15 protein-coding genes are annotated in these 18,210 nt (G+C 35.4%); all 15 read right to left on the bottom strand.

All coding sequences use genetic code 11. The features are described from left to right. Nucleotides 1-121: 121 nt before the first annotated feature. The 15 genes from recJ to rnpM all read right to left on the bottom strand — a co-directional run bounded on the left by recJ (nucleotide 122) and on the right by rnpM (nucleotide 18,204). Nucleotides 122-2,392 carry a single-stranded-DNA-specific exonuclease RecJ gene (gene recJ / locus LpgJCM5343_RS03945; protein ID WP_101890623.1) on the bottom strand — a complete coding sequence of 757 codons (2,271 nt, stop codon included), beginning with the start codon at nucleotides 2,390-2,392 and terminating at the stop codon, nucleotides 122-124. 94 nt (nucleotides 2,393-2,486) lie between these two features. Continuing rightward, on the bottom strand, nucleotides 2,487-3,176 hold the full coding sequence (locus tag LpgJCM5343_RS03940; protein ID WP_101890622.1) for a class A sortase: 690 nt from the start codon (nucleotides 3,174-3,176) through the stop codon (nucleotides 2,487-2,489). A 162-nt stretch (nucleotides 3,177-3,338) separates the two neighbouring features. After that, nucleotides 3,339-5,177, bottom strand: a complete 1,839-nt coding sequence (gene lepA, locus LpgJCM5343_RS03935; RefSeq protein WP_003649018.1) for a translation elongation factor 4 — start codon at nucleotides 5,175-5,177, stop codon at nucleotides 3,339-3,341. Between the two features lie 139 nt (nucleotides 5,178-5,316). Beyond that, nucleotides 5,317-6,483 carry a molecular chaperone DnaJ gene (dnaJ, locus tag LpgJCM5343_RS03930; protein WP_049159560.1) on the bottom strand — a complete coding sequence of 389 codons (1,167 nt, stop codon included), beginning with the start codon at nucleotides 6,481-6,483 and terminating at the stop codon, nucleotides 5,317-5,319. A gap of 79 nt (nucleotides 6,484-6,562) precedes the next feature. Then, nucleotides 6,563-8,434 carry a molecular chaperone DnaK gene (gene dnaK / locus LpgJCM5343_RS03925; RefSeq protein WP_003649020.1) on the bottom strand — a complete coding sequence of 624 codons (1,872 nt, stop codon included), beginning with the start codon at nucleotides 8,432-8,434 and terminating at the stop codon, nucleotides 6,563-6,565. 17 nt (nucleotides 8,435-8,451) lie between these two features. Beyond that, a complete protein-coding gene (gene grpE / locus LpgJCM5343_RS03920; RefSeq protein ID WP_101890621.1) occupies nucleotides 8,452-9,030 on the bottom strand; it encodes a nucleotide exchange factor GrpE in 579 nt (192 codons plus the stop codon). Nucleotides 9,031-9,041: 11 nt separating this feature from the next. Continuing rightward, a complete protein-coding gene (gene hrcA / locus LpgJCM5343_RS03915) occupies nucleotides 9,042-10,100 on the bottom strand; it encodes a heat-inducible transcriptional repressor HrcA (RefSeq protein WP_020806904.1) in 1,059 nt (352 codons plus the stop codon). Nucleotides 10,101-10,240: 140 nt separating this feature from the next. Continuing rightward, nucleotides 10,241-10,867 (bottom strand): GyrI-like domain-containing protein, encoded by a 627-nt coding sequence (locus tag LpgJCM5343_RS03910; RefSeq protein ID WP_101890620.1) that lies wholly within the window; start codon nucleotides 10,865-10,867, stop codon nucleotides 10,241-10,243. 23 nt (nucleotides 10,868-10,890) lie between these two features. Next, nucleotides 10,891-12,396 (bottom strand): ribosomal protection-like ABC-F family protein, encoded by a 1,506-nt coding sequence (gene abc-f / locus LpgJCM5343_RS03905; RefSeq protein WP_101890619.1) that lies wholly within the window; start codon nucleotides 12,394-12,396, stop codon nucleotides 10,891-10,893. 260 nt (nucleotides 12,397-12,656) lie between these two features. After that, nucleotides 12,657-13,595: a riboflavin biosynthesis protein RibF gene (gene ribF / locus LpgJCM5343_RS03900; protein ID WP_003649024.1), complete on the bottom strand. Its 939-nt coding sequence runs from the start codon at nucleotides 13,593-13,595 to the stop codon at nucleotides 12,657-12,659. Between the two features lie 12 nt (nucleotides 13,596-13,607). Continuing rightward, nucleotides 13,608-14,501 carry a tRNA pseudouridine(55) synthase TruB gene (gene truB / locus LpgJCM5343_RS03895; protein WP_101890618.1) on the bottom strand — a complete coding sequence of 298 codons (894 nt, stop codon included), beginning with the start codon at nucleotides 14,499-14,501 and terminating at the stop codon, nucleotides 13,608-13,610. A gap of 40 nt (nucleotides 14,502-14,541) precedes the next feature. Further along, on the bottom strand, nucleotides 14,542-14,913 hold the full coding sequence (locus LpgJCM5343_RS03890; RefSeq protein ID WP_003647478.1) for a ribosome-binding factor A: 372 nt from the start codon (nucleotides 14,911-14,913) through the stop codon (nucleotides 14,542-14,544). A 30-nt stretch (nucleotides 14,914-14,943) separates the two neighbouring features. Then, nucleotides 14,944-17,589, bottom strand: coding sequence for a translation initiation factor IF-2 (infB, locus tag LpgJCM5343_RS03885; RefSeq protein ID WP_003649026.1), 2,646 nt, complete (start codon nucleotides 17,587-17,589; stop codon nucleotides 14,944-14,946). A 4-nt stretch (nucleotides 17,590-17,593) separates the two neighbouring features. Continuing rightward, nucleotides 17,594-17,905 carry a L7Ae/L30e/S12e/Gadd45 family ribosomal protein gene (locus LpgJCM5343_RS03880; protein WP_101890616.1) on the bottom strand — a complete coding sequence of 104 codons (312 nt, stop codon included), beginning with the start codon at nucleotides 17,903-17,905 and terminating at the stop codon, nucleotides 17,594-17,596. A 2-nt stretch (nucleotides 17,906-17,907) separates the two neighbouring features. Next, entirely contained in the window at nucleotides 17,908-18,204 is a 297-nt protein-coding gene (gene rnpM / locus LpgJCM5343_RS03875) for an RNase P modulator RnpM (RefSeq protein ID WP_003649028.1), read from the bottom strand. Between the last annotated feature and the right edge of the window lie 6 nt (nucleotides 18,205-18,210).

The following is an 18,210-nucleotide window of genomic DNA, read 5'->3' as shown; positions in this document are numbered from 1 at the left end:
TCCATTTTAGACTTTCATTGAAAAATCAGACCTAACGGCCTTTGACCTGTATATTTTACCAAATTTTTAGATTAAAATCAGTTTTATACCGAACTTTTTATTAATTTATAACTAGTAATGATCACTTTAAATATTGCTTAACATAACTAATTAGTTGATCACTAGGTATTGTCTTTAGCTGATTTTTAAATTTAATCTGTGATGCTACACTGGTAAAATACTTTGAAGCAGTTAGTTTTTTACTTTCAGGACGTTTATTGCCAATAATTTTTCCATCAATAAATGAAACAAAGCGTAATTCAAAGAACACTCTTAAAATAAACAAAACAGCTTGATAATCTAAGCCGAGATAAACAGATACTACCTGATAATCTTCAACAGTTAGATTGGGGTGAGCATAAATATATTTCAATGTTTTGCCAAAAGCATCCCTACTAGGCAAATTAGTAATTGGCAATCTATCAAATAAAAAACGCAGATAGAGCTGATGATATTTATTTTCTAAAGCGGTATTTAATTCAACCTGATTACGCGGAGTATCTAATAAAGCTACAACCTCAGAATTTCCATGATAATCTCTAGCAAGACTAATCTTTTCTTCTGGAATTCCTAAACCATTTCTAGCCCAAGAAATAGTATTTTTATCAAAAATCAAATACTTATCCGCAAATCCCATCACATAATCTTCTTGCCTCATGTCTATCACTTGATCAAAAACAGCTAGTTTGGGTGCTCCATATTCAATACCAGCTAGCATTCCTTGAACAGACGAAACATTCTTCCAGCTATTGAGCGCTAAAGTTACATATAATTCTTTGATAAAAGGAAGCAAGTTCTGATTCAAAAATCCTTTATTAAAGCCAACAATTGTTAGCTTGCCATTATTTTTTTCTGCAGTAAACTTAACATGATTCTTATCTTTTCCCATCTTAAATAGGCTCTTGATGTGCGGTTCGCTAATACTAAATACAGGCTCAGGATTTCCAGTTCCAAAGGGACCAACCAAATTAATTTCTGTTAATGTATCTGGTGTAACTTCTCTCAAATTTAATTCAAAATCAAAATCTTTTACTTCAAGATCCGTACTTGGCTTAAAACTTTTTTCAAAACGTGAACGCAACTCTTCAAGTTTATCAACCTTTAAAGATAAGCCACAGGCAAAATCATGTCCGCCAAATTTATCTAAAAAATCATCTTTCATTGGTTCTAAAGCATCAAATAAATTAAAGCCTTCGCTTGACCGACCTGAGCCTTTTAATTCACCATTTTCATCCTCGGTAAGAACAAGCGTGGGTTTATGAAGCTTCTCAACAACTTTATTGGCTACTAAGCCTAACACGCCCTCATGAAAGTCAGGATCATATAATACTAATGTATTTCGATGTTGCCACCCTTTTTCTTCAACTTGAGCCAAACATTTTTCATAAACTTCAGCTGTAAGCTCTTTTCTTTCATTATTTAATTCTTCTATTTTCGCTGCTATTTCTTCAGCCTGTTCTTCATCATCACTCAAAAGTAGTTCAACCGCTAAACTCGCGTCTGCCAGACGACCCACAGCATTTAATCTAGGAGCGATATTAAAGCCAACATCAGTGGCTGTAATCTGTCCCATGGTTAAACCAGCTTGCTTAATTAAAGCTCGTAATCCTGGACGCTCTGTTTGGTTCAGAATATCTAAGCCACGCTTAACGATAATATGTCCTTCACCTGTTACTTTAACCATATCGCCTATAGTTCCAATCATGGCTAAATCTAATAGTTCTGGCATTGTATCCTGCATTAGTGCTCGGCACATTGTATAAGCAACACCGGCTCCGCAATAATCATCAAATGGATATTTTTGACCAGGATAGTTACAGTGAACTGTACTAAAAGCAGCTGGTTTTTGATCCTGAAATGTATGGTGGTCAGTTAATATTACGTCAACGCCATGTTCCTGGGCATATTTAACTTCTTCAACACCGGTTACCCCATTATCAACCGTAATGATTAATTTAGTCCCATCCTCTACTATCTCTTGGTAACGGCTCATACTTGGACCGTATCCATCTTTAAAACGATCCGGAATAAAAAAGTGAACATCGGCACCTAAAATTTCTAAGGTATCCATCATGATGCTAGTTGCCGTGATCCCATCAGCATCATAATCACCATAGATAGTTATTTTTTCACCATTATCAATTGCCTGATTAATGCGGTTAATAGACTTTTCCATATCGTGCATTAAAAACGGATCGGCCAAATCATTTTCATCTGCATTTAGCCAAAAATCCAACTTCTCCGCGGTATTAATACCTCTTAATGCGAAAAGCTTAGCTTGAATATCTGTTAATCCATAATCTTCAATTAATTCTTGATCTAAACTACTTGCTTGTCTTTGTTGCCATTTCATTATTTTTAGTTCACCTAAATCATTTATAACATCTAAGTTTCTATTATAGCAAAAGTTAAAGAGGATTTACTTCTTCAACAAAAGCAAATCCTCTTTATTTAAGTTTGAAAACTTGTAAATTCTTATCTGTAGCTGGCTTTTCAGCAATTAATTTTCCCCTAATCGCCCAGCGATTAACACCACCATCAGCACATGTAATTAAAGTAACAATATTTTGCTTAGTATTATCGACTAACCAAACAGCAGTTGGGTCTACAACCTTTTTCATATAAATTCGATAAATATAAATTTTATCAAGATTAGTTAAGTATACTTTTTCGCCCAATTTAGTGTCTTCAAGTGGTGAAAATAAAACACCCTTGGCTGTCATATAGTGACCTGCTAAAGGATAGTTTCCCTTGCCCATAACTTGGTCTGGACGCATTGTTCCACCACCAGTCGACATGGCATCATTACTTAACCCCTTCATAATTGGAAGATACATTTTTACACTTGGAATTGCGATTGCGCCAATTGCATCAGCAGTATTATTAACCCTTGATTTAGTCACCTTTCCAAAATCAATTTCTTCAACTTTTGAGAAATCGAACATTCCTTTTTTTGCTTGATTTTTTTTAACAGTATCTTTGTTTAAGTTCTTCAAAGCAGTAGTCTGATTTTGTCGAACCATGAAATCTCGGATTTGACTATTAAAAATCATCCCTAAACCGATGATTAATAAAATAATCGCAGCAATTCTAACTATCCAAGCTTTTTTAGAAGTATTTCTTGTTTTTTTTGCCATACGTTTTTTATCCTCAATTTTATTAATGCTGTTATAAATTCTAACACATTTTTCAAAAAACATACTAAATCAAGTTAGCTATAACTTGCTGAAAGACTATTATATATTTTTAAAAATCAAAAAAGACGTACCAAAAAGCTTAGTACGTCAAGAAAGTTACAATTATTTACCTTTAATATCGTCATCATTCATTTTTAGAACAGCCATAAATGCGTCTTGGGGTACTTCTACCTTTCCGACTGCCTTCATTCTCTTCTTACCACGACGCTGCTTTTCAAGTAATTTAGCACGTCTATCTGGGTCACCAGTATGAATTTTCCAAGTAACATCCTTACGATATGGTTTAATTGTCGCACGAGAAATAATTTTAGCACCAATTGCACCTTGAATATCAACTTCAAAGTTTTGACGTGGAATTAACTTCTTAAGCATTGTTGTCATTTGACGAGCACGATTTTGAGCCTCTTCACGATGTGCAATGAAACTAAGAGCATCAATTGGCTCTTTATTAAGCAACATATCAATCTTAACTAAGTCTGTTGCACGATAACCTGTTATTTCGTAATCAAGAGAAGCATAACCTTTAGTTGAAGACTTTAGTTCGTCAAAGAAATCATAAATAATTTCAGCTAGGGGCATATTGTAAATAACATTAACACGGTATTTGTCTAAATAATCCATAGTTACAAATTCTCCGCGTTTTCGCTGACATAGCTCCATTACTGGACCTACAAAGTCATTTGGCACCATCACTTCTGCCTTAACATAAGGTTCTTGAACTTCTTTATATTCACCAGCATCTGGTAAATCAGCAGGATTATCAATTAATTTAGTTGAACCATCATTCATAATTGCATGGTAGTCTACACTTGGTGCAGTCATAATTAAATCCATACCAAATTCTTGCTCAAGTCTTTCTTGTACCACATCCATATGAAGCAATCCCAAAAAGCCACAACGGAAGCCAAAACCTAATGCTTGAGAAGTTTCAGGTTCAAACTCTAAGGCAGCATCATTTAACTGCAATTTTTGCAGTGCTTCTTTTAAATCATCATATTTTTGATTATCAACTGGATACATACCAGAGTAAACCATTGGTGGAATTTGGCGGTAACCGGGAAGTGGTTTCTCAGTTGGATTTTCAGCGCTAGTAATCGTATCACCTACACGAGTTTCACGAACAGACTTGATATTCGCAGTCAAGTATCCTACGTCCCCTGCAATAAGCATATCTTTTTTAACAGGATGAGGACTTGAAACACCAACCTCTGTCACTTCAAATTCTTTCCCAGTATTCATAATTCGAATCTTATCACCAGGTTTTACAGTTCCTTCTTCAATTCGAACCGATAAAACGACCCCGCGATAATCATCATATTTTGAATCAAAAATTAAGGCCTTCAAAGGAGCATTCAAATCACCAGTTGGTGCTGGTACCTTTTTAACAATTTCCTCAAGTAGTTCAGGAATTCCTTGACCTGTCTTACCGGACACTTCAACAGCATCAGAGGCATCGAGTCCAATCATCTCTTCAATTTCGTTTTTGCACATTTCAGGATCAGCTGAAGGCAAATCAATCTTATTAATGACTGGCAAAATTTCCAAATCATCGTCAATTGCTAGATAAGTATTAGCTAAAGTTTGCGCTTGAACACCTTGGGTTGCATCTACTACTAAAAGTGCTCCTTCACAGGCTGCCAAAGAACGCGAAACTTCATAAGAAAAGTCTACATGTCCCGGAGTATCAATTAAGTGAAAAATATATGTTTCTCCATCTTTAGCATGATATTTTACTTCTACCGAATTAAGTTTAATGGTAATACCGCGTTGACGCTCTAATGGCATATCATCAAGTAATTGATTTTTCATTTGACGTTCAGATACAGTATCGGTTAATTCTAAAATACGATCTGCAATCGTTGACTTACCATGATCAATATGAGCAACGATCGAAAAATTCCGAATATGTTTTTGATAGTCTTGTAATTTTTTAATATCCATGTTCTCACCTTTTTCGCTCTATTAATTATATCAAAGGCTGATACTTAGATAAAATTCTTAATGTAATATTTTCAAAGATAATTTTTACTAAAAATAAAGCGTATATCTCATTATTCATAGAGATATACGCTTTTAACTTTTATTCTCCGTTTAATTTATCTTTTAAACGTTCAAAAAAGTTCTTTTCTTGAGGTGAAATATTTCCTCCACCAGCTTTAACATAATCAACTAAAGCTTCTTTTTGTTTATCGTTAATTTTCTTTGGAATAACAACCTTAACCGTTACTTCTTGATCTCCATTGCCAGTACCGTTAATCTTAGGGACGCCTTGACCACGTAACTTAAAGTTAGTATTAGGTTGAGTACCAGCTGGAATAGTCAAGTCAACCGGTCCATGAACAGTATTTACGCGAATTTTATCGCCCAAAGCTGCTTGAGCAAAGGAAATAGGTGCATCACTATAAATAGTAGTACCATTTCTTCTAAATTCTTTGCTTGGTTTAACTCTAAAGACAATATACAAATCCCCATAAGGGCCACCATTCTTACCTGCTTCGCCTTGACCACTTAAGCGAATTTGTTGACCATTGTCAATACCAGCTGGGACTTTAACTTCAAGTGTTTGCTTTTTATCAACGGTTCCTTTACCATGGCAAGTTTGACATGGATGTTTAATGATCGTACCACGTCCACCACATTTATCACATGTAGTTTGCTGCTGGATGACTCCAAGTGGCGTTTGACGAGTTACAGTCATGACACCAGTTCCGTGACACTTGTCACAGGTAATTGGGTGAGTTCCCTTTTCAGCACCTGAACCATCACAAGTTGGGCAAACTTCACTTCTTGTGTAAGTAATATCTGTCTTCTTGCCTTTGATCGCATCCATGAAGTCAATTGTCATTGTATAATCCAAGTCTTGACCCTTTTGAGGAGCAGTTGGATCTACTCGACTTCGTCCACCACCAAAAGCTGAACCAAAGATATCACCAAAAATATCACCAAAATCACCAAAGCCTTGAGATGAATAACCACCTTGGCCACCAAAGCCACCATAACCTTGACCGCCAAAACCAGCTTGACCGTTTACACCGGCTTGACCAAATTGATCATATTGAGCCCTTTTTTGCTTATCATGCAGAACCTCGTATGCTTCATTTACTTCTTTGTATTTTTCTTCAGCGCCAGGTTCATGGTTTAAGTCTGGGTGATATTTTTTTGCCAGCTTGCGGTAAGCCTTGTTAATGTCGCTTTCACTAGCATTCTTATCAACACCCAGCACATCATAATAATCACGTTGTGCCATCTGAAAACTCCTTCATTCATAAAAGAAAAGAACTACAATCACGCAGTTCTTTTCTTGTTTGATTTAATTATAAATCTTTTTACTTGTCAGGGTCTACCTTGTGAAAGTCTCCATCAACAGTTGAACCACCTTGACCGTTGCTTGAGCCATTATCATTATTTGGTTGACCACCTTGCGCTCCTTGAGGTCCAGCTTGACCAGCAGCACCTTGAGCACCACCGTTTTGTTGGTAAAGTTTAACAGCTAAATCTTGAGCAGCCTTTGATAAAGCTTCCTTCTTTTCTTTCATTTCATCCAAGTTGTTATCTTTTTGAGCTTTCTTCAAAGCATCCAAAGCATCTTGAACATTCTTGGTTTCAGTTTCAGGAACTTTACCCTTAGTTTCTTTCAAAGTCTTTTCAGTAGTAAAGATTAATTGATCTACTTCATTACGTAAATCAACTTCTTCCTTACGCTTCTTATCTTCTTCAGCATGCTCTTCAGCATCTTTTTGCATCTTCTTAATTTCTTCGTCTGATAGACCAGAAGAACTCTTAATGGTAATCTTTTGTTCCTTACCAGTACCCATATCCTTAGCAGAAACATTTACAATACCGTTCTTGTCGATATCGAAAGTAACTTGAATTTGTGGAACACCACGTGGTGCTGGTGGAATATCAGTTAATTCAAAACGTCCTAAAGTCTTATCATCTGCTGCCATTGGACGTTCACCTTGAAGAACGTGAACATCAACAGCTGGTTGATTATCTGCTGCAGTTGAGAAGATTTGGCTCTTTGAAGTTGGGATAGTAGTGTTTCTATCAATTAACTTAGTGAAGACACCACCCATAGTTTCAATACCAAGTGATAATGGAGTGACATCAAGTAAAACGATATCCTTAACATCACCAGAAATAACACCACCTTGAATTGCTGCACCTAAAGCAACAGCTTCATCAGGGTTAATTGAGTGATCAGGTTCTTTTCCAGCCCATTCCTTAACAGCTTTTTGAACTGCAGGAATACGAGTTGAACCACCATTCAAAATAACTTTGTCAATATCACTTACGCTCAAGCCAGCATCACTTAATGCATTGTCAAAAGCAATCTTAGTCTTTTGAACTAAGTCATCAGTTAATTCATCAAACTTAGCACGAGTTAAATCAGCTTCAAGGTGAAGAGGACCAGCTTCTCCAGCAGAAATGAATGGAAGTGAAATGTGAGTTGATGAAACGCCAGATAAGTCTTTCTTAGCCTTTTCAGCAGCATCCTTTAAACGTTGTAATGCCATCTTATCATTAGATAAGTCAACACCATTTTCTTCCTTAAAGTTTTGGATTAACCAATCCATAATTCTCTTATCGAAGTCATCACCACCAAGGTGAGTATCACCATTAGTTGACAATACTTGGAAGACACCATCACCTAGTTGCAAGATGGAAACATCAAAAGTACCACCACCAAGGTCATATACTAAAACTTTTTCATCATTTTCATCTTTATCAAGACCATATGCTAAAGCAGAAGCTGTTGGTTCGTTGATAATTCTTTGAACATTTAAACCAGCAATCTTTCCGGCATCTTTAGTAGCTTGACGTTGTGCGTCATTGAAATAAGCAGGAACAGTGATAACTGCATCAGTTACCTTTTCACCTAAGTAATCTTCAGAAAACTTTTTAATGTATTGCAAAATAAAGGCTGAAATTTCTTGTGGAGTATATTCCTTATCGCCAACCTTAACCTTGTAACCTTCTTCACCCATATGGCTCTTAATTGAAACAATAGTGTTAGGGTTAGTAATAGCTTGACGCTTAGCAACTTCCCCAACTTGAATTTCACCATTCTTAAAGGCAACTACAGAAGGAGTCGTACGGTTACCTTCTGGGTTAGTAATAATCTTAGGTTCTTTTCCTTCAAGTACGGCAACAGCTGAGTTAGTCGTACCTAAGTCAATACCAATAACTTTTGACATATATGTAACTTCCTTTCTTATTGAGCCACTACAACCATTGCTGGTCTTAATGTTCTATCTTTATATTGATATCCTTTTTGTAAAACTTTAACTACGTGATCCTTTTGATCATCATTTTCTGCTGCAACAGTTTGAACAGCTTGATGTAGCGCAGGGTCAAAAGTTTCACCTTCGGCTTTGATTTCAGTGATTCCTTGATCTTTCATTGATTTAACTAATGAGTCAAGTGTCATCTGAACACCCTTTTGGAGTTGCTTAGCTGCCTCATCATCTGCTTTAATAGCTAACGCGCGTTCTAAGTTATCCATTGCTGGCAAAACTTCTTTAGCGAGGCTTTGAGATTCATATTTAATCAATTGCGCACGCTCTTTTGCATAACGTGCTTGCATATTCTGAATCTCAGCTTCACTACGTAGATATTTATCTTCAAGATCCTTATTCTTAGCTCTCAATTCAGCGATTTCTTTTTCATAATCTTTTGCTGGATTTTCCTTAACTTCCTCTTTCGGAGTTGCTTTTGGATCTTTCTTTGGTGCCTTATCTGGGGTCACCTCGTCTTTTAAATCTTTTTCATGCGGAAACTCTTCTTTACTCACAGCTAACCTCCTTACTTAAATCTACCATAATAATCTAACAATTTCTTTGCTAGTTCATTCCTAAAATACTCGAGTAATCCGATCATCTGCGAGTATGGCATGTTAGTTGGTCCAAGTAATGCTATTGTTCCTTTACCATATTTACCAACGCTATATTGTGCAGTCAACAAACTATAATCTTCAAGTAGATCTGATTGTAATTCAGAACCTAACTTAACTTGAACTTTCGACTTTGAATCATTCTTAATTTCATCTTTAGGATTAAAACCAATCAAGCTTGAAATAGCATCATTTTGATCAATTAATTTGTAGAGAGATTTAACTTTAGCTAAATCGTCACTTTCATAATTACTCAAAAGATTAATCTGACCATCCACATACATTTGCTCACTAGCAGCATCCTTAATAACATCTTGAAGCAAATCCAAAATTTCAGTTGCTGATCCACCAGCAACTAGATGGTCTGCAATTCTCTTAAGTAACACTTCATTAACTGAACTAAGTGGTTTTCCAACTAATTGATCATTAATTAGTCGAACTGCTTTTTCAATCTCCTCCCCATTTGTATGATGAGGTAACGTGTAGATTTGATTCTTTACATTACCGTCATCCGTAACTAATATTGCCATCACTTGATGGCTTGAAAGGGGAACGATCCTAAAACCAGTTACTTTAACCGAGCGAGTTTCAGGACCCGCTGCAAAAGCAGTGTAATTAGTTAAATCAGACAGAATTTTTGCAGCTTCTTGTACGATTTCATTAACTTGTTGAAAGGGTTGGTCTAATTGATAAATAATTCGATTATAGACGGATGCTGGTATTTTTACGGGATTAATCAAATGATCTAAGTAATACCGATAACCAGCAGTTGAAGGAATTCTACCACTTGAAGAATGAGTCTTCTCAAGTAGTCCCTTTTCTTCTAGTGCCGCCATTTCATTTCGAACTGTAGCACTTGAAACCTTGACAGGCAGTTGATTCATCACGGTCTTAGAACCTACTGGCTCATGAGACTGAGTAAAGTCCATAATAATAGTCTTTAAAATAAGTTCTTGCCGTTCAGTCAACATTTTCTCGCCCCCATCATTAGCACTCTTCTTCCTCTTGTGCTAACAATTAATATGATACCATAACTTAGCAATTGTGCAAGCAGAGTGCTAATTAAATTTGCTTTTTATAAAAAAAGATAAGCAACAAGTGCTTACCTTAATCATTTAATTGGTAGTCTAATTACAGTTTTACGCCTTTCAGTCTTAGTTCTCCTTGGATCACTTAAATATATTTCATGATGATAGCGTGGATTTTGAATATCTATCTGATAATTTTCTTTTTTTACAAATCGATGTATCTCTTCAATTGTCGCTGGCTCATCATCATAACTACCAATGTGCATTATCTGAGCGCAAAGTCCTTCATCATAAGTAAAGAATTTAACTTGAAAAAAATCTTGCTTTTTCTTCTCAGTAGCTGTCTTAACTGCCCAATTAAATTCCTTTTCTGTAACAAAATCAGGCAGTCGAATCATCGATATCCAGGCGAAGTTCTCCTTGTGAGCATAATCAATTTTTTGCTTATCTTTTGACCACCATAGTCCTTCAAGTGGTGGCACTACATAATCAAAATATCCTGGCATTTTATGCTCACTTTTTTTGCTCATCTTGATAGTATAGGCAAGCCCATAAAGTAATTCTAACGCCTTGTGATAAGTCCCACCTTCCTGATTAGGATCTCCACTTCCTGAAACTGCGATGTAATTCATTTTAGGAACCTTAATAATTTCAGGTTGCTTTTTTGGATGATACAAATTTTTATATTCTTTTTTATAATCAAATGCCATTTTTATTCTTTCTATACAATCTGCTAGTCATCTACCTTTAATTTTATCCGTTTACTTGCTACTTGACTAATAAAATACTCATCATGCTCAACTAAAAGCATCGCTGGTTTAACCTTCTTTAAAACATCAATTAATTGATCTTGGTTAAACACATCTAGGTAATTTGCTGGCTCATCCCACAGATAAAGGTCAGCCTCTTCAACTAATGACTTAGCAATGGCCACTCTTTTTTGCTGCCCCATGCTCATTTCTTCAATTCTCGTCTCAAAACTTGTTCTAGGAAAACCCATTTTTCTAAGCATATTAAGCATTTTCTCATAAGACAAATGTTCCTTTTGAACAAATTCTGCCAAAGTGCCTGAATATTCTACAAAATTTTGTGGTAAATAGGAAATTTTTAAACCATTAGTTAAACTTAAAATTCCTTGATAAGTTACATCTATATTTTTATTTAAAACACTTTTCAAAAAAGTAGATTTTCCCGATCCATTTTTTCCTTCAAGGGAAACAATTCCTCGTTTTTTAACAATTAAATTTAGGTCTTTAAACAACTTTTTATCTTGAACTTTCAAATCTAAATGCCGAGTTTCTAATAAAGTCGAGTGATAGTTTGGTTGAAAATTCATCTCTAATTCTGGCACAGATTCAACATTCCTTATTAAACCTTTTCTATCTTGGATATCTTTATTCATCCTTCTTTCAATATTTTTTGATCTTTTCATTATCTTAGCAGCCTTATGACCAAAAAATCCCTTATTAATATCTGCATGAATTTCATTCTTATGTGCACTAGCTTTTTTATTATTTTCTGATTGAAGTGAATATCCTTTAATACGCTGTCTACTTGCATTTAAAGTTTTAATTTGACCACGGAGTTTTTCATTTTTCTCCTGGTTAAACTTATCACGCTTCTCTTTAGTATCTTCATAGCTTGCATAATTTCCCTGATATAAATGAATCTCTGTATTTTCAATTGCAAGAACATGATTAGTTACCTGATTTAAAAAATCTCGATCATGACTCACAACAATATAACCTTGCGAATGTTTTTGCAAATATCTAACCACTTGTTTTCGCGACTCTTCGTCTAAATGATTCGTTGGTTCGTCAATTAATGGAAAAGCATCCTTATTAATAAAAGATAAAGCTAATAATATCTTAGTTTGCTCCCCTCCACTTAAAGTATTAAAAGGTTGCCAAATAAGATTAGCGTCTACTTGCATTAAATTCAATTCACGTTCAAGTTCCCACCGGTCAAATTGAACTTGTTCTTCTAAAGCATAGAGAGTTAATTGTTCTTCATTTTCCACATAAAGAGGAAAGTAATTAAATTCAAGGTTAGCTTTGATGGCTCCTGTTCCTTGCAATTTTCCACGTAACAGATTCAAGAATGTTGTCTTTCCTCTGCCATTTCTGCCTACAAGTCCTAATTTCCAACTACTATCCAAATCTAAATTTAAATTATTAAAAATATTTTCACTACTGTCGGAATATTTAAAAGAAAGGTTTGAAATCTTAATATTGCTCATATAATCACCTCACGAAAAAAGCCTACACTTTTGACAAGTGCAGACTTTCTCCTTATTAAGCAAAAAAGAAGATATTCCATCTACGTTCAATCTTGTCAAAAGTGCACAGTTGTCCCCTATAAAAGAAAAAATAATTATTAAAATTCAACTATGCTATTTTGCAAGATTAAAAACGCAATGGCGTAACCTTCTTTCAATATTAGATTTCAATTGATAAAGACATTTTATCACATTAATTATAAAAAGATAGATCCAAATAATTATTTTTCTAAATCATAGAAATATTGCTTTATATTTCGTTTATCTTGGTCTAGTTGACGTGATAATTCTTCAATTCCAGAAAATTTTTTATTTGAACGTATAAACTTGTACCACGCTAAAGTTAATGGTTCACCATATGCTTCCTCATCGAAATTAAAAATATTCGTTTCAATTGTTAAACCGTGGTTTGTTTTAAAAGTTTCGTTGTAACCAACACTAGTCATAGCATCATGCCATTTTCCATTTATTTTAGCCCTGGTTGCATAAACTCCCTCAGCTGGTAAAACTTTAGCATCAGAAATATCAAGATTAGCAGTCGGGAAGCCTATTTTATGTCCTCTTCTAAACCCATGAACAATAATACCTGAAGTTTCATATGGTTGTCCTAGTAAGGCAGCCGCTAATTCAACATTTCCACCTTGGATTGCCTTTCTAATGTAGGTGGAACCAACTTTAATTTTATCAATAGATTGTTTAGGCTCCACTACAATTTGAAACCTACCTCGCGCAAACTTGGGAAGATTTTCTACATTAGCAATATCTTTTGGACCATAAGTATAATCAAAACCTACCACAACTGTATCTGCTTTAAGTTTCATAATTACTTGATCTACAAAATCCTGCGGTTTAAGCTGACTAAATTCTTTAGTAAATTTAATAATCACTAAATAATCTACTCCCAGCTTTTCCATTTTTTGTTCTTTTTCATGGGCCGTTTCTAAATAAACAAATTTATGATCATTTTTGTATATCTCTTTAGGATGCTTATCAAAAGTCATCACCATTAATGGCAACTTCTTCTCCTCGGCTATTAATTTTGCATCTTTAATAAGTTTCTGATGACCAATATGCACCCCATCAAAAAAACCTAACGTTAAGATTACCTTTTGATTTGTAATAGGTGCAGAGATCGGATAATCTAAGGTTATTACTTTCATTTTTTACTCTCGCTATTCATTTTTTAAAAGCATCATCTCAGGGCGATAGATTTTTCCTTGTCGCTGATAAATAGCTTTTATATGACCATTATAAACCAAAGCGACCTTAGCATAACTGGTATTTAAATTGATACTTGCACCGTTTGAGACCCGCTTAAATTGATCCGGCGAAAGTTGAAGTTGAGGTAATTCAGCAAAAAAACTATCAATTGGCTGAAGCCATTTTTCAGGAGTATCTACTTCTGCTTCAATTGTTTCTAAATCTACAGCTTGATTTAAGTCATAGCCTGAACTACTAGTTCGGGTAAGACTAGTCATTACAGCAGGAACACCTAACTTTTCACCCAGATCATTTACTAATGACCTGACATAGGTTCCTTTAGAGCAACGAATTGCAAAATCAAAGCTTTCCGTTTTTTCCAGTGGATCGTACTCAGGATCTTTTGTTAATTCATAACTATAAACATTGACTTTTCTCTTGGGACGTTCAACTGGAATATTTTCTCGAGCATATTCATAAAGTCTTTTACCATTTACTCTTACAGCTGAATAAATTGGAGGGACCTGTTCAAGTTTTCCTGTTAACTGCTTCATTCCAGCAATAATCTCACTTTTTGTAAATGGTGTATTTATTTTTTCTTCAGCAATAGTTTTACCATCTAAATCATAGCTATCAGTTGACCGTCCAAACATTCCACTTCCAATATAAGATTTGGGCTTTTCATGCATCAATTCGATCAATTTCGTGGCTTGTCCAATAGCAATTGGTAATACGCCATTTACTTCAGGATCAAGCGTGCCTGCATGTCCAATATTTCTAATTTGAAGTATCTTTCTTAACTTATAAACACAATCACTGCTTGTTACCCCACGTGGCTTATTTACTACTACAATTCCATTCAGCATATCTTAATCTCCAAAATAAAAGACGCCTTTCGGCGCCTTTTTACTTATTCTTATTTTCACGTTCTTGATCTTGCTTCTTTACTTGGTTAATTAAATTATCAATTTTTGAACCATAAGCAACAGAAGTATCACGTTTAAAAATCAACTCAGGAACTTTATAAACAGTCAAGGTTTGACCAAGCAAGTGACGCATCATTCCTTTTGCTTTATCAAGTCCTTCAGCTACTTCTTTTTCCTTTGCTGGGTCTTCTGTTAACAAGCTGTAGTAAATAGTTGCATATGACAAATCATTTGTGCATTCTACAGCTGTAATAGTAATATCACTTAAACGTGGGTCACGAATATCTTTACGTAAAATTTTTGTTAGTTCACGTAGGATCTCGCCTTCTACACGACCAATTCTATGTTTCATAATTAAGCTCCTTTTTGTGAAAAAAGATGCCTATTTTACAGGTACCTCTTGCATTTCGTAGGCTTCAAGTTGATCGTCAACCTTAATATCGTTAAAGTTTTCAATTGTGATACCACAATCGAATCCTTGCTTAACTTCCTTGACATCATCCTTGAAACGCTTAAGAGATGCAACTTTTCCATCGTATTTCACAATACCGTCACGAATTACACGAATACCGGAATCTCTAGTAACATATCCATTATCAACAAAAGCACCAGCAATTGTACCAATCTTAGATACCTTCCAAGTTTCACGAACAGTTAAGTTTCCAGTGACCTTTTCTTCGTATGTAGGTTCAAGCATACCCTTCATAGCAGCTTCAACATCATCCATAACCTTGTAAATAATGTTATAAAGACGAATATCTACACCTTCAGCATCTGCTTGACTCTTGGCGGTATTAGTTGGTCTAACATTAAATCCAACGATAAATGCATTTGAAGCACCAGCTAATGTAACATCAGATTCATTGATTGCACCAACACCAGAGTGAATAATGTTAACTCTTACGCCCTCAACCTCAATCTTTTCAAGAGATTGTTGCAATGCTTCAGCTGAACCTTGAACATCGGCCTTTAGAACGATGTCAACTTCCTTCATGTTTTCTTTCTTCATTGTGTCAAACAAATTATCCAAAGTAACATGTTGGACATTTTCACGTTGTTTCTCTAAAGCATTCTTAGCACGTTGTTCACCAACACTTCTAGCCGTCTTTTCATCTTCAAAGACCACTAACTTATCGGCTGCTTCTGGAACATCGTTTAAACCGGTAATTTCAACAGGAGCAGATGGAGTTGCCTTTTTAACTCTACGTCCCTTATCGTTAGTCATAACACGAACACGACCAAACGTATCGCCAACAACAATTGGATCTCCAACCTTTAAAGTACCTTGTTGAACTAATACGTCGGCAACTGAACCACGGCCTTTGTCAAGACGAGCTTCAATTACAGTACCAATCGCCTTTTGATCAGGATCAGCTTTAAGTTCCATAACATCAGCTTGAAGCAAGATCATTTGCAAGAGTTCTTCAACATTTTTACCTGTCTTAGCAGAAATCTTAACAAAGATTGTATCGCCACCCCAGTCTTCAGGAACTAAGCCATATTTCATAAGTTGTTCCATGACGTGATCTGGATTTGCACCTGGCTTATCAATCTTGTTAACAGCAACGATAATTGGTACACCGGCACTTTTAGCATGATCAATGGCTTCAATTGTTTGTGGCATTACACCATCATCAGCTGCAACTACTAAGACAACAATATCAGTAATTTCAGCACCACGAGCACGCATGTTAGAAAAGGCTGCGTGCCCTGGAGTATCTAAGAAAGTAATCAAACGATCATCGATTCGTACTTGGTAAGCACCAATCTTTTGAGTAATACCACCTGCTTCATGTTCAGAAACGTTAGTATGACGCAATCTATCAAGTAAAGTAGTCTTACCATGGTCAACGTGTCCCATAATTGTAACAACTGGGGGACGTTTTTCTTGATGCTTAGAAGCTTTGGATTCTTCCATTTCTTTAGTATACAAAGTATCGATATCTGAAATATCTTCATGCACTTTTTCTTGTGCTTCAATACCATATTCAGCTGCTAAGAGTTCAATAGTGTCTTTGTCTAAAGACTGATTTTGGTTAGTCATGACACCAAGCATAAAGAGCTTTTTAACAATTTCTGCAGGCTCTCTATGGAGAAGTTTTCCTAAATCTTGAGCATTCATGCCTTCTTCATAAACTAATGTTTCTGGCAATGGACGTTCCTTTCTTTGGGTTGGCTGCTTCTTAACTTCTTTACTTTGATTAATACGCTTATTTTTCTTATTTCTACGGCGACGTGCCTTATCAGAATGTTCGCTTCTTTCACGTTCATAATCTGGTACTTCACGTTTCTTGCGAGTAAAGTCTTTTTTGCGAGTTGGCTTTGCTTCTTCTTTTTGAGGAGCAGGTACAACTGGAGCAATCGGTTCAACCTTCTTCACAGTAGGTCTCTTTGCCTTGTTTCTTGCCGGCGATGGTTTTATAATCTTTGGACCAACTGGTTTTTGTGATGCTTGTACACGAGCTTTTACAGCTGCAGCTCCTTCGAGTTTTTCTTCTTTTGGCTTACGAGTATTTTCCACTTTTTTAACCTTTGATCTTTGAGGATTTTGTTCTTGATGCCATTTACGGCGGGAAGCTTCAGTCTGAGCGTTTAATTCACTAGCTTCAGCTCGTTGCTTCTTCTTAAATTTATTCAATAAATCGCGTGCTGCCGGTTTAGCCTCTGCTTGTGGTTTATTTCGTTCGGCACGACGATCATTTTGCTGCTTTTTAATCTTATTGTTTCTGCGTTTATTATTACTATGGCGATTATCATGATCATTTCTATTATCACGACGACGAATTGCACCTACAGAAACTTTTATTTTTGTTTTTTCTTTACGACTTGAATTTTTAGAATCCTTTTCAGTAGATGGCTTAGTAGTATTAGCAGACTTAAAACTATCTACTAACTTAGAAACTTGCTTATCATCTAGGGAGGACATGTGGCTCTTTACATCAAAACCCAAATCTTGTGCCTTTTTTACAACAATTTTGTTTTCAATGCCTAATTCTTTCGCTACTTCATAAATACGTTTTTTAGCCATCAAATCACACTCCTTCGTTTAAATTCTTTATCATTGCTTTGCTGAAACCTGAATCTGTAACAGAAACTAATTTTCTTTCTTTTCCAAGTGCTTGTGTTATTTCAGCGCTAGAAAATACATCAACTAATTTAACATCTTTTTTACGCATCAAAAAAGCAAGCTTATTTTTAGTATTCTGACTCACATCGCTACCAATAAAAATTAACTTTGCTTGATTTTTGCTTAAAGATATTTTTACTGCATCAAATCCTGTCGCTAGCTTTCCAGCTTTTTGCGCTAATCCAAGTAAATTCAAAGTTTTTTGTTTGTTTTGCAAAATTATTTATCACCAAACAATTCTTTTCTTGCTTTTTGATGATCAACATATGCATAAAGATCATCATAAAAATCAGCTGAAACTTTAACACCAAGGCTTTTTTCTAAAACCTGATTTTTTTGCGCTTCAGCAATCTTATCAGGTTCTAAAGATACATAGGCTCCTCGACCTGACTTCTTTCCAGTTGGATCTACTGAAATATTTTTATCCTTGTCAACAACTACGCGAACTAATTCTTTTTTAGGTTGCATAGTATTAGTCAATAGATCCTTACGCATTGGAATTTTTCTTTTTTTCAAAGAAAG

The organism is Lactobacillus paragasseri (assembly GCF_003584685.1).
In the GTDB taxonomy this organism is placed as follows: Bacteria; Bacillota; Bacilli; order Lactobacillales; family Lactobacillaceae; genus Lactobacillus; species Lactobacillus paragasseri.
The sequence above is the reverse complement of the archived record's forward strand: the minus strand, read 5'-3'. Positions and strand labels throughout refer to the sequence as shown.